The sequence below is a fragment of the Mycoplasma cottewii genome, assembly GCF_024918975.1.
Lineage (GTDB): Bacteria > Bacillota_I > Bacilli_A > Mycoplasmatales > Mycoplasmataceae > Mycoplasma > Mycoplasma cottewii.
The window spans coordinates 222,971-237,516 of record NZ_CP103424.1; the positions used below are offsets into that span (position 1 = coordinate 222,971).

Annotated in this window: 9 protein-coding genes; 6 read left to right on the top strand and 3 right to left on the bottom strand. The window is 26.9% G+C overall.

The features are described from left to right. Positions 1–2: 2 nt before the first annotated feature. From gpmI to NX779_RS00995, 5 genes are all read left to right on the top strand, one after another. Complete coding sequence (gene gpmI, locus NX779_RS00975; protein WP_259430356.1) at positions 3–1,595, top strand: 2,3-bisphosphoglycerate-independent phosphoglycerate mutase; 1,593 nt, start codon at positions 3–5, stop codon at positions 1,593–1,595. A 181-nt stretch (positions 1,596–1,776) separates the two neighbouring features. Then, the gene (locus tag NX779_RS00980) at positions 1,777–4,698 is read left to right on the top strand and encodes a BspA family leucine-rich repeat surface protein (RefSeq protein ID WP_259430357.1); all 2,922 of its coding nucleotides are present in this window, start codon (positions 1,777–1,779) and stop codon (positions 4,696–4,698) included. Between the two features lie 234 nt (positions 4,699–4,932). Next, on the top strand, positions 4,933–5,949 hold the full coding sequence (gene gap / locus NX779_RS00985) for a type I glyceraldehyde-3-phosphate dehydrogenase (protein WP_259430358.1): 1,017 nt from the start codon (positions 4,933–4,935) through the stop codon (positions 5,947–5,949). Positions 5,950–6,045: 96 nt separating this feature from the next. Beyond that, on the top strand, positions 6,046–7,260 hold the full coding sequence (locus NX779_RS00990; protein WP_259430359.1) for a phosphoglycerate kinase: 1,215 nt from the start codon (positions 6,046–6,048) through the stop codon (positions 7,258–7,260). 59 nt (positions 7,261–7,319) lie between these two features. Beyond that, entirely contained in the window at positions 7,320–8,111 is a 792-nt protein-coding gene (locus NX779_RS00995) for a hypothetical protein (RefSeq protein WP_259430360.1), read from the top strand. A 72-nt stretch (positions 8,112–8,183) separates the two neighbouring features. Here the strand turns inward: NX779_RS00995 and typA are convergent, their stop codons facing one another. The 3 genes from typA to pfkA all read right to left on the bottom strand — a co-directional run bounded on the left by typA (position 8,184) and on the right by pfkA (position 12,609). Beyond that, entirely contained in the window at positions 8,184–10,013 is a 1,830-nt protein-coding gene (gene typA, locus NX779_RS01000) for a translational GTPase TypA (protein ID WP_259430361.1), read from the bottom strand. Positions 10,014–10,129: 116 nt separating this feature from the next. Next, complete coding sequence (pyk, locus tag NX779_RS01005) at positions 10,130–11,566, bottom strand: pyruvate kinase (protein ID WP_259430362.1); 1,437 nt, start codon at positions 11,564–11,566, stop codon at positions 10,130–10,132. 62 nt (positions 11,567–11,628) lie between these two features. Next, positions 11,629–12,609, bottom strand: a complete 981-nt coding sequence (pfkA, locus tag NX779_RS01010; RefSeq protein ID WP_259430363.1) for a 6-phosphofructokinase — start codon at positions 12,607–12,609, stop codon at positions 11,629–11,631. A 457-nt stretch (positions 12,610–13,066) separates the two neighbouring features. Between pfkA and NX779_RS01015 the strand changes: the two genes are divergently transcribed. Further along, a complete protein-coding gene (locus NX779_RS01015) occupies positions 13,067–14,530 on the top strand; it encodes a DUF2130 domain-containing protein (protein WP_259430364.1) in 1,464 nt (487 codons plus the stop codon). Positions 14,531–14,546 lie beyond the last annotated feature (16 nt).

Below are 14,546 nucleotides of genomic sequence, written 5' to 3' on the forward strand. Positions count from 1 at the left end.
ATATGATTACAAAAAGACCTGTATTATTAACTATTTTAGATGGTTGAGGAATAGCTGAACCAAGTGAGGGTAATGCTGTTTGAAATGGACACATGTCATTTGTTGAAGAAATGAAACAAAAATATCCTTGAGTTAAAGCTCACGCTTCAGGAGAATGAGTTGGTTTACCTGAAGGACAAATGGGAAATTCAGAAGTAGGACATATCCATTTAGGTGCTGGAAGAATCAATATGGAATCTCTAGCAAAATTAAACTATGAAGTAAAAACTAATCAAATAGCAAATAATCAAGAAATAATTGACGCTTTTGAACAAGTTAAAACTAAAAATAGTGCATTACACTTAATGGGATTATTTTCAAATGGTGGAGTTCACTCTCATATGGATCATATGATTGCTATTTATAAAGCTGCAATCAATTATGGAATTACAAATATTAAATTTGATTTAATTACCGATGGACGTGATACTGCTCCTAAATTAGCCGATCAATTTGTAAAACAATTATTAGAAATTATTAAACAAAATAATAACATAGGACAAATTAGTTCAATTAGTGGGCGTTATTATGCAATGGATCGTGATAAAAGATTTGAAAGAAGTGCTCAAGCTTATAATGCAATTGTAACTAGAAAATATGTTGATTCATTTACTGATCCAATTAGTTATATTCAAGAACAATATAAAAATAATAAAGATGATGAAATGATTGTTCCTGCATTTAATTCTTCAGCTATTGATGCTAATCTAAAACAAGATGATGTAATGATTATGACTAACTTCCGTCCTGATCGTGCTATTCAAATTTCATCAATTATGACCAATAAAAACTACATTGCTTGAAATGATGAAGCGTTTAAAGATATTTACTTTATTGGAAATGATATTAGATTTGTTTCAATGATGAAATATTCTGATTCAGTAACTTCAGTTCACATTGCTTATCCACCAAAACCTTTAGAAAATACTTTAGGTCAATGAGTTTCAAAATTAGGATTAAAACAATTAAGAATTGCCGAAACTGAAAAAATTGCTCACGTAACCTTCTTTTTTGATGGTGGAAATGATTATTTCAAAAACGGACTAGCAAAACCTGAAGAAGTTAGTTTAAAAAATGCATCAATTGATTTAATTACTTCTCCTAAAGTTGCTACTTATGATTTAAAACCTGAAATGGCTGCTGTTGAAATTACAGATAAATTATTAGAAGAAATACAAAAAAATGAATTTGATTTAATTGTCTTAAACTTTGCAAACTGTGATATGGTAGGTCATACTGGAAACAATCTAGCTACAAGAGTTGCATGTAAAGTATTAGATGATCAATTAAAACGTATTCATGATGAATTTGTACTAAAACACAATGGAATTATGGTAATTACTGCTGATCACGGTAATGCCGAAGTGATGATTGATGAAAATGGAGGAGTTAATAAAAAACATACAACTTCACCAGTTCCAATTATTATTACTGATAAAAACATTAAATTAAAACAAAATGATGCTGCTATTGCTAAAATTAGTCCAACAATTTTAGATATTATGGATTTAGAAGTACCAAGTGAAATGACTTTAGAATCAATGATTGAAAAATAATTATTTAAAGTTTAATAATATTTAAAAGAAGTGTAATCACTTCTTTTTATTTATCCAGTGATTTTATCAAGTCTTGTTTTTTACTAATTTTTAAAATAAACTTAAATAGGATATAAAAAAATCTTATCTAAAAATATATATAAAATAACTTAAATATAGATATTAAAGCGAGGCGTATTAAATGAAAAAAATGTTATCTGTTTTATCTAGTTTTTTAGTTGGAGCAAGTGCGGCAACAGCTACAACTGTATTTTTTACTAGAAAATATGTTTTTTCAAAAGATTTAAATCAAGTAATTAAACTTGAAGACAATAAATTAAAAGTTGACAGAGCTAGTTCATTATATGTTAAAAATGCATTATTAGCTCTTGATAAAGAAATGTATCAAACTGTATTACAAAACGTTAATATTATAGTTACAAACAATCATAAAGCTATTATTATACCTTCAGAAACTACTCAAGATGTTTTAGACAATTTAACAAGTTTAGTAGGTAAAGAAGTTATGGATAAAATTAGAAAAATAACTTCATTTACAAAGAAATTAGGTATTCCACATTACAGAAACTTTAAAATCATAGATCTTGAAGTATCAACAAACAAAATCCATCTACAAGAAGTTTTAGAATTAAGAAACTTTACTATTGAAAAGATTGGTGATAAAAAAGTTGATGATATTGTAAATATACTTAATGATAGATTAGAACTTACTTCACAATCTGAAAAACTTACTGAAACTCACATCAAAAAAGAAGATAAAAAGGTGATAGTAACTGCAGGAGAAAATCACCCACTATTTTCTGGTGACAAAATAATTTTTGAACCAACTAATGAAGAAAGTGAAACTAGAATTGATGATAGTACTACTCACTCAAAACAAGATGTTAAACAAGTATTTGATCAAATTACTCAACCTGTAGAAGTTTCAAATAATAGTAAAGAAGAGTTTCTTAGGAAAATAAGTGAAGAATTAAACAAAATAGGATCAGATCTACAACTTAATCTTAATGAAATTATAAGCATTGAAAACAACGTTGCTAAAATAAAAATTAGTGAAGAAAATGCTAATTATCAAGGTGAAGTTTCTATTCAAATCAATGTTATTCCACCAGTTGTTAAACCTCAATTAAGTTCAATTGTTGATCAGGCTTTTAATAGCGTAGAAAAAGTTTTAGAAGTTGATGAATTAGATCAAACTCATACATTATCAGCAGTTGAAACTTTAATAAAAACTAAAGATAGTGAATTTGATAAACAACAAATTGAAATAACTAGATTTGAAAATAAAGAAGTTGATATTAAAGCAAAAGATAATTCTAAATATACTGGAACAGCTAGTTTCAAAATTAAAATCAAAAAAATTGGTAGATTACAAGATGTAATAACAGATGAAAAGATTTCTAAAATGAAAATTACAAACAACTTCAATCAATCAATTACAAAATTCTTAGATGAATTATCAAGTCAAAATTCTAATCTAGATTCTAATAAAATCTTTATATCTATTGATGAACAAAGTGAGACAGTAACTTTAACAGCTAATGAAGACTCAAAATACGAAGGAACAGTTGAAATTTCACTTACAAAATATGCAATTCTTAAAGTGAATGATATTTGAGTTAGAAGAATCAAAGATACCTTTGATGTTTCAAAAACTTTTACAGATGTAAAAAATGCTTATGAATCAGCTTTAAAAGAAGAATTGATTGACAGAATTTTCAGACAAATTAATTTTGATAAAGCAAAACAATCTAATGAAAAACTAAAACAAGATGATGGATCACAAAAAAATAATGGAGAATTTATAGTTACTTATAAAGATCAAGAAATTAAGCTTGATTATGGACTTGTTCGTGATTTTGAAAAAGAAAGTGAAAAAGATCATAAATATAGATATGAAAGAATTGATGGCAAAATGGTTCCTGTAGAATGTACTCAAATAGGTTATTTCTATGAAGAGGCAACTGATACATGAAGGGTTAAAAATTTTGCTAATACTATTAAAAAAGTTCCTATTAATTTACCAATAAGAATAACTAATTTAAAAGCAGCTTTCCAACATAATGAAAACGATCATATAGAAGGAATTCAACACTGATCGACTTCAAATATTGTAAACATGGAATTATTATTTGCTCATACTAAAAAATTCAATCAAGATTTAAATACTTGAGATGTATCTAACGTTAAAAATATGCAAGATATGTTCCATGATGCAAAAGTATTTAACGGAAATATTTCTAATTGAAATACAAAAAGTTTAGAAAACGCTCAAAGTATGTTCAAAAAAACTGAAGCATTCAACCAAGATATAAATACTAGAAAAGTTCAAAAAGAAGGAGAACAAGAATATACTGCTTGAGACACTTCTAATATAAAAAATATGAGTAGTATGTTCGAAGAAGCAAAAGCATTTAATACTTCAATTTCAAATTGAAATACTGAAAATGTATCATTAATGAATCATATGTTTAGACAAGCTTCAAATTTCAATCAACAAGTTTCTCACTTTAATACTTCTAAAGTAACTGATATGAAACAAATGTTTGATGGAGCTATCAGTTTTACTGATAATAAGATTTCTAGTTGAGATACTTCGAATGTAAAAGACATGGATTCAATGTTTAGAAATGCTTTAAGCTTTAGAGCTGATTTAAGTAAATGAAATACAGCAAGCATCGAAAACAAAGTTGTTGATGTTGCTAGAGAGAAAAAAGTTGTTATGAGAAATATCAACTTTGCGAGAATAACAACAACTAAAAGAGATAATCCACATATTATTCAACCACTTTGAGATAAAAGAGCAGATTACTTAACTGCTAAAATATCAAACTTTGGTGAAGCTAAATTAGTTGAAAGCACTATTAATAAAGATTCAAACTCAGTATTTGTTTTTGATAAATTATTCAACTGAACAATTGCTCATAAAGAATTAAAATCAATTAAAATTGATGATGTAGAACAAGTATTAACAAATGAAACTATTGATCAAGTTGAAATCAACAAATTAAACTTTGAATTCAAAACAAATAAAGAATACAAAATTGAAATAAAATACGATTATATTTCTGATCCTGTAACTATTACATTTAAATTTCAGTAATCTTAATTAAAACCTAAATTTTAGGTTTTATTTTTTTTATATAGTTGACACTTTTTGAAGCAATCATTTAAAGAATTTATTGTTATTTTTTTACTTTATTTTTATTACAATTTGAAGTATTTTTATAAAAGTTGATGAAATAAAATTTCTTGCCAAGTTATATTGTTGGAATACTTTAAAAAAAGCAAAAAAAATAATATAATTAACTTGTTATACTTGATAGGAGAGAAAAATATGTCAAAAAAAGTTGCAATTAACGGATTCGGGAGAATCGGGCGTTTAACATTTAGAAGATTATTTGAAAAAGGTGTTGAGATCGTTGCTATTAATGACTTCACAGATACAAAATCATTAGCTTATTTATTAGAATTCGATACAGCTCATGGATTATTCTGTGAAGGAGAAATTTCATATACTGATAATTCAATCATCGTTAAAGGAAAAGAAGTTAAAATCTTTGCTGAAAAAGATGCTGCTAACCTTCCCTGAGGTGAACTAGGTATTGATTTAGTTATCGAATCAACCGGATTCTACACAGATAAAGAAAAAGCATCTGCACACATTAAAGCTGGAGCTAAAAAAGTTGTTATTTCAGCACCAGCAACAGGTGATTTAAAAACTATCGTTTATGGTGTAAACCACAAAGACTTAAGTCCAGAAGATGTAATTATTTCTGGAGCCTCATGTACAACAAACTGTTTAACACCAATGGCAAAAGTTCTAGATGACGCTTTTACAATTGAAAAAGGATTTATGACTACAGTTCACGCTGTAACTAACGACCAAAGATTATTAGACTTACCTCATAAAGATTTACGTAGAGGACGTGCTGCTTCTTGAAACATTATTCCATCAACAACTGGAGCTGCAAGAGCTGTTAGTTTAGTGTTACCACACTTAAAAGGAAAATTAGATGGATATGCATTACGTGTTCCTACAATTACAGGTTCAATTACTGATTTAACTGTTGAATTCAAAACACAAGGATTAACAGTTGAGCAAATCAATGATGCAATTAAAACTGCATTAGAAAACAACGCTGAATTAGCTCAAGCAATGAAATATGTAACTTTACCAATCGTTTCATCAGATAGTATCGGTTCAAACTATGGTTCAATTTTTGATGCAACATTAACAAAAATTATGGAAGTTGATGGAAGACAAATGGTTAAAGTTTGTTCATGATATGACAACGAAAGTTCATATGTTTCACAATTAGTAAGAACTACAATTTACTTCATGGGATTATAATAAAAACCAAAATTGGAGAACTTGCATTCAAAAACCATGTAAGTTCTTCTTTTAATTTCAATTTTACGAATAGTTAAAAAGGAGAAAAATAAAATAATGAATTACGACAACAAAAAAACATTACATGATATTGATGTAAGCAATAAAACAGTTTTAGTTCGTGTTGATTTTAACGTTCCGCTAGAAAAAGGTGTAATTACTGATGATAATCGTATCCAAGCTGCGTTACCAACAATTAAATACTTAATTGAACAAAATGCAAAAATTGTTTTATTCTCACATTTATCAAGAATTAAGTCAGAAGAAGATAAAGAAAAAAAATCATTAAAACCAGTTGCACAAAGACTATCAGAATTATTAAACCAAGAAGTAATTTTTGTTCCAGTTACAAGAGGAAAAGAATTAGAAGATGCAGTTTCTAGTTTAGAACCAAAACAAGTTGTCTTAGTTGAAAATACACGTTTTGAAGATGTAGTTAATAATGAAGTTGTCAAAAATGAATCAAAAAATAATGTTGAACTAGGAAAATACTGAGCTAGTTTAGGTGAGGTTTTTGTTAATGATGCATTTGGTACAGCACACCGTGCACATGCGTCAAACGTTGGTATCTCTTCAAACATTAAAACTTCAGCTGTAGGATTTTTAGTTCAAAAAGAATTAGAAATGTTAAATGAAGGAATGGAACGTCCTCAAAGACCATTCTTAGCTATCTTAGGTGGAGCTAAAGTTTCAGATAAAATAGGAGTTATTGAAAACTTATTACCAAAAGTTGACAAAATCTTAATTGGTGGAGGAATGAGTTATACATTCTTTAAAGCTTTAGGAAGAACAATCGGAACTTCATTAGTTGAAGATGATAAAGTTGAATTAGCTAAACAATACTTAGAAAAAGCTAATGGAAAAATCATACTTCCAATTGATGTTGCATGTAACACTGACTTTGCTGACACTGCACCAACTTACTTTGAAAATAATATTCCAGATGACTGAATGGGAATGGATGTAGGACCTAAAACAATTGAATCTTATAAAAAAATAATTTCAGAAGCTAAAACAATTATTTGAAATGGTCCGCTTGGAGTTTTTGAATTCAAAAACTATGAAAACGGAACAAACTCAATTTGTAAAGCTGTTGCTGAACAAACTAAAAAAGGAGCATTCACTTTAATCGGTGGTGGAGATAGTGCTGCTGCTGCTATTAAATTAGGATTCAAACAAGACTTTACTTGAATCTCTACTGGTGGAGGAGCATCATTAGGATTTATGGAAGGTAAAGAATTACCTGGAATTGCTTCAATTCAAGATAAATAATTTTACTAAAAGCACCACAAGGTGCTTTTGTTTTATAATATTTAAAAGGAAAGTAAAAAATGTTTAAGTTTAAGAAAATAAAACCAAAAGTATTAAATTTATTAGATACATATTGAATTACTAATTTTTATATATTAGGTGATTTTATGTATGTCATTGATGTAGAAAATAACCTATTTTCAATTAAAAATGAACAAGTATTAGAAAATTTAAAAACAAACATTCACACAAATAAATTTTTAGTAAATCCGTTGTCAGGAAATATTATAGAAAGAAAAGAAAGTGAACTAACTTTTTTAAATAACTTTAATCAACAAATAATAAATTTAAGCTTAATAGACAAACAATTATACATAACAACTTTAGTTGATAATAAAACTTTTAATTACAAGCTAGAAAATAATGAAATTAAATTATTAGGTGAACTTAATAATAAATTAGTATTTGCAAATGATAATGACCAATTAATTTATAAAGATTGAATAACTAAACATAATAGTTTAAATCTTGATTTTGATATTAAAAAAGTATTTATAAATAATAATATAATTTTTATAGTTTTAGATAAAGAACTTTATATGATAAAAGATTCTAAATTAGAGAAAGTTTATTCATCAGATAAAAGAATTCAAGCTTGCAAGTTTGATGATTCATCAGTTATTATTTCAGATATGAATTTAGATAAAACATTTTGTTATAATTTTGTGTTAAATAAAAATGTAAATGATATTTCTAAAAAATTCTACTATAGATTAGATTGTTATGAACAAAAATTCATTGTCGGAAAATCTTTATATGATTATGATAAACACATTAATTACTACTTACCATTAGATTTTATATACATATAAAAATGACTGGTTGTTTTTATGCTTAAAGTGGGAAACAAAATAAAAAAAGATTGGAAATAATTTCCAATCTTTTTAGTATTTATCATTTCTATGTTGTTTTCTTTCAACTTGAGTTAATCAGCGCTTACGTAATCTAATATCAGTTGGTGTTATTTCAACTAATTCATCAGCTTGAATATATTCTAAAGCTTCTTCTAAAGTTAATTTTCGAGGTGGAGTTAATTTAACTGCATCATCACTTCCACTTGCTCTGGTATTTGTTAATTTTTTACCTGTTGTAGGATTAACATCTAAATCATTATCTCGTGAGTGTTGTCCTATGATCATACCTTCATAAACATCAACTTGTGGTCCTATAAATAAAATTCCACGTTCTTCTAGATTGTTTAAAGCATAAGGTAAACTTTTACCATTAGCCATCGAAACTAATACACCATTTTGTCTTCCAGCAATTTCACCTTTATAAGTTTGAAATCCCATAGGACTTTTAACCATTATTCCTTCACCGTGAGTATCGTTTGTAAATTCGCTTCTAAATCCAATTAATCCTCTTAAAGGAACTGAGTAAACTATTTTATCTCTAATCCCATCAGAATCCATATCCATCATGATACCTTTTCTTAAATTTAATTTATTAATAACAGTTCCTGAATATTCAGTAGGCACATTTATAATAACTTTTTCCATAGGTTCTAATAGTTCACCAGTCATTGGCTCTCTTTGGAATAATACTTCAGGTTTACTTACTGCAAGTTCAAATCCTTCCCTTCTCATTGCTTCAATTAAAACGGAGATATGTAATTCACCACGCCCTAACACTTTAAATCCTTCGATAGTTGAGTTTTCTAAAGGTTCAATTCTTAATCCAACGTTAACTTCAGTTTCTTTTTCTAAACGTTCTTTAATATTTCTTGAAGTTACAAATTTTCCTGCTTTTCCAGCAAATGGTGAAGTATTAACTAAAAAGTTCATTGACATTGTTGGTTCTTCAATAACAATTGGTTTCATTGGTTTTACTACATTTAATTCGTTAATAGTATCTCCAATTGAAATGTCTTCAATTCCTGCAAAAGTAATAATATCTCCAGCGCTAGCCTGTTTTACATTAACACGACTTAAGCCTTGATATACCATTAATTTAGCAATTTTACCTTGTTTAATTGAACCATCATTTTTTACAATAGTTACAGTTTGATTTTCTTTGATTGTTCCTTCAAAAATTCTTCCAATTCCTAATCTTCCGACAAAACTATCATATGCTAAAGTTGACACTTGCATTACTAAATTATTATTAGCTAATTCTAATGGATAACTTCCTACTTGATTTATGATAGTTTCAAATAAAGGATCTAAATTTTCTGATGATTGTTCTAGTGAATATTGAGCAATACCATCTCTTGCTATTCCATATAATGTAGTGAAATCTAATTGTTCATCAGTTGCATTTAATTCTAAGAATAGTTCTAATACCTCTTCAACAACTTCTTCTGCTCTTTGATCTTTTTTATCAATTTTATTAATAAATAGAATTGGTTTTAATCCTACTTCTAATGCTTTTTGTAAAACAAATCTTGTTTGAGGCATTGGTCCTTCACTTGAGTCAACTAACAGAATAACTGTATCAACTGTTTTCATGATACGTTCAACTTCACTTGAAAAGTCAGCATGTCCTGGAGTATCAACTATATTAATTTTGATATCTTTATAATTAATTGAACAGTTTTTAGAATAAATTGTAATTCCTCTTTCACGTTCTTGATCGTTTGAATCCATAACTTGAGCTACAACTTCTTGATTTTCACGGAATGCTCCACCTTGTTTTAATAGTGCATCAACTAATGTTGACTTACCTGCATCAACGTGAGCAATAACGGCTATATTTATTATTTTTTGATTATTCATTAATACACCTCTACTATATAGATAAACATATATTAATTTTAATATATTAAATGATTTTATAAAAATTAATAAAAATGTAGCAGAATTTTCTACTACACTTATAATAAGAGTTGTTTTTAAGCAACAGTGATTTCTTTAATAGATTCTCCTCTTACAACAAGAATTTTTTCTCCAGAATCTGCTCCTCAAGATTTAGCGATTTTTGATAATTCTTCAACGTTGTTTTCTAAATTATTAATAGAATCTACTTTATTCATAAAGATTGAGTGTCAAATACCAAATGCAGTTCACATTCTTTGGTTAGCACTTACTCCTAAGATAGCTAAGTTAGGTCTAAATTTAGAAATTGTTTTTAATAATTGACCTGTTCTTGATAGAACAATAGCGTATCGGTAATTTCCATCTCTTGATTTTTCAGCTAATGATAAAGCGATATCAGCACGTGATCCTGAACTTGATTTAATAGCATTATCTAATTGTTGTTGGTAGTAAAGTTTGTTGTAGAATTCAACTTCAGCACGTTTATTAATTGTAGCCATTGTTTTAACTGTAATGAATGGGAAATCTCCACTAGCGGATTCACCTGATAACATTGTAGCATCTGCACCTAATTCGGTTGCAAAGTAAACATCAGTTACTTCAGCACGAGTTGGGGCGGGATTATTTGTCATAGTTTCTAACATTTGAGTTGCAACGATTACAATTTTACCTGCTTCACGACATTTTCTAATAATTACTTTTTCTCAGTATGGAACATCATAGTAAGGAATTTCTAATCCTAAATCCCCTCTAGCGATCATGATTCCATCACTTTCTTTTATTATTTCATCAATATTATCAATTCCTACTTGAGATTCAATTTTTGAAATAACTTGAATATCAGTTCTATTTCCTTTTGCTAGGATATCACGAATTTGACGAACGTTTTGAGCACTATTTACAAATGATGCAGCGATGTAATCTACACCTTGTTCACATCCAAATAAAATATCTTTTTCATCTTTTTCAGATAAGAAATCCATTGAAAAGTCAACACCTGGTAAGTTTACACGTTTGTTTGTTTTAACTTCATGATGATTGAATGCAGTAGTTTCAATAACTTGATCTTTTACTGAATCAATAGTTAATTCTAATTTACCATCATCAATTAAAACAACATCTCCAGCTTTTAAATCAACTGACATATCATAAGAAACAGTCATTTCTCCTTGACCACATTCTTTATTTAGATATGATTCTTTGTCTGTATAAATTGTAACTTTTTGTCCTCTTGACACTTGTTGTTTTCCATTGATAAATTTTCCAACACGAATTTCAGGACCTTTAGTATCTAATAAAATAGAAATAGGTTTTTGAATTTCTTCTCTAATTTTTTTAACGAAATCCATTCTTGATCCGTGTTCTTCATAATCACCGTGAGAGAAGTTTAAACGAATTGTTGTCATTCCTTTTTCGAACAATTCTTTAATTGCTTCAACCGAGTGAGTAGAAGGACCAATGGTTGTAATTATTTTAGTTCGCTTGATTTGCTTGTCTAAAAGTTCTTTTTTCATTTACTTATCCCCTTATTAATATATATTTAAATTATAAATTCTTAAGCTATTAATTTCAAAAATTATTTACTAAATTGTTCGTTAGCTTCTCTTAATTTTGAAATAAACGGTTTTTTATCAATAGGTTTCATGTTTAAAGTTTGTTGAATATCTCTTTCTACTAATTTATTGTTTTCTAATCCAATAAATAATCCACCTTTTCCTTCAACTAATTGATCAACAGCAAACATAGCTCCAGTAAATGCTAAATATCTATCCATTGCAGTTGGTCTTCCACCACGTTGAATATGTCCTAAAACTGTAGCTCTTGTTTCAAATCCACTCATTTGTTCAATTCTTTTAGCAATTTCACTTGATGGAACATCATAAGATTTTTCAGAAATTAAAATAATAAGACTTCTTTTTCCTTGTTCACGTAATTTTTTAGCTCTTTGACCCATTTCTTCAATTGATAATAAATCTTCAGCAGGGCTTACAATTTCAGCTCCAGTTCCAACCGCAGCATAAGTAACTAAATCACCACAACCATTACCCATAATTTCAACAACACAAGCTCTGTTGTGTGATTGCATTGTATCTCTAATTCTATCGACTGCTTCAACTACAGTATTTAAAGCTGTATCAAATCCAATTGTAAAATCACTTGAAACAATATCATTATCAATAGTTCCTGGTAATCCAACACAATTAATTCCCATTTCAGTTAATCTTTGTGCTCCCATGTAACTTCCATCTCCACCAATAACAACTAAAGCTTCGATACCTTCTTTTTTAAGATTTTCAATTGCAACTTTTCTTGTTGATTCTTCTTTAAATTCAACAAATCTAGCTGAACCTAAAATAGTTCCACCTTTTGACATGATATCAGTTGTTTGTTCTACTGTAATTTTTTCAAATCAAGCATTATATAAACCTTTATAACCATCTCTAATACCATAAACTTCAATACCTTTTGCATGAGCAGATTTAACTACTCCAGCAATCGCACAGTTCATTGCAGGGGCATCTCCTCCAGAGGTAAGAATCCCTATTTTTTTAATCATAAAATAAACCTTCTTTCTAATCTAATATTTATTATATAGTAAATATTTTTTTGTTAATATACATAAAAAATAGCTTTTGAAAAATAAGAAAAGAAGAAATTTTTAAATAACTAAAAAGTAATAAAATCCAATAAGAAAACAAAATATCGATACATGTTTATAAGTTTAAACTGTTATTTTTATGCTTAAAGTGGGAAACGCAGGAAAATGGATAGTTATATAAAAATAAAACAAAAGACATTAGTTAGGTGAGCAAAAAGTGTGGAAATACACGCGAATTGCTTGTGTTAAACTAAACCATATGAGACATGAGTGTTTGTACAAAGTTGATAATCTATATCTAAAAAACCTAAACTATAGAAATAAATTAATATTTTTCATATTTACTATAAGCATTAATAATCAGTATAAGTAATTCAAATAATAATATAAAATTAAATTAATTGTGGAGGAAAATATGTCTAATATTAAATTTAAAATTATAGATAAAAATACTATTGAATTATTAGAAGATGCAAAAAAAGGAGATATCATAGATCTATCAAATGCTGAACAAATAGATCTATCAAATATTCAACAACAAATTGATGATCATAAAGATCAACTTTATTTAACAAAATTAAATAAAGAAAAAGAAAAATGACAATTAGAATCAAATATTGAATTTGAAAAATATAAAAACCAATTAAATAAAGAAAATGAAGAACAATTCAAACAAAATACTAAATTAAAACAAGAAAATCAAAACTTAAGTGAAAAAATTGAAAAACAAGTTTTAGATTTTGAAAAACAATTAAATGATAATAAAGCTATTTGACAATCAGATACAAATACTCAACTTGCTAATTTAAAAACTAAATTATTAGAAGAAAAACAACAAGAATTTGAACAAATTACAAAATATAAATTAAAACTAGAATCTGATATAGATTCATTAAATAAACAATTAGAAAATCAAGAAAAACTTATTAAGTTAGAAGCTGAAAATAATTATCAAAAAGAGTTAAATAAACAAAAAGAAGAACTAAACAATCAAATTAATAAATTAAGAGAAAGTTTAAAAGATAAAGAAAATAGTTTAAATACTATTGATTTAAATTATAAAAATCAAATTAATGAAATAACTAATAACAAACAAAATGAAATTAATAATCTTATTAAAGATTTAGAAATTATTAAAAGAGAAAAACTAACTAAAAACATTAAATTAATAGGTGAAGAATTAGAAAACTATTGTTTTAATCAATTTAATGAAATTTCAACTTTTGCTTTTAAAACTTCAACTTTAATAAAAGATAATCAAGTAGTTAAAACTGAAGATGATTTAAAAGGGACTAAAGGTGATTTTATCTTTAAAGTTTATGCTGAAGAAGAAAAACAAAACTTATTATTAAGTGTAATGTGTGAGATGAAAAGTGAACAACTAAATTCACAAAACAAAAAGAAAAACAGTGATCATTATAAAAAACTAGATGATGATAGAAATAAAAAGAATTTAGATTATGCTTTATTAGTAAGTGAATTAGAATATGAAACTAATGATAGTTTAATTTATAGAGTTAGTGATTATAAAAATATGTTTGTAGTAAGACCTATGTATTTTATTACTATGTTAGGTGTTTTAGAAACTATTGCATTAAAATATAAAGATCTTAAATTAAATAGATTACAACAAGAATTATCATTTAAAGAAAAACAAGATATTTTAGACGAGTTTGAAGAGTTTAAAAATAATTTATTAGACAATTCATTAAAACATATTCAAACTAAAGTAAATGAAATAAATAATTCAGCCGAAAGCATAAAAAGTGAAGCAAAAAAAATAACAGATAGTGTAAAAGTAATAGTTAACACTCATTTAGAAACTGTTAAAAATAAAATTAATGGATTTAAAATAAATAAAGTAGTAGATAAAATCTAAATAGGATTAACACCTA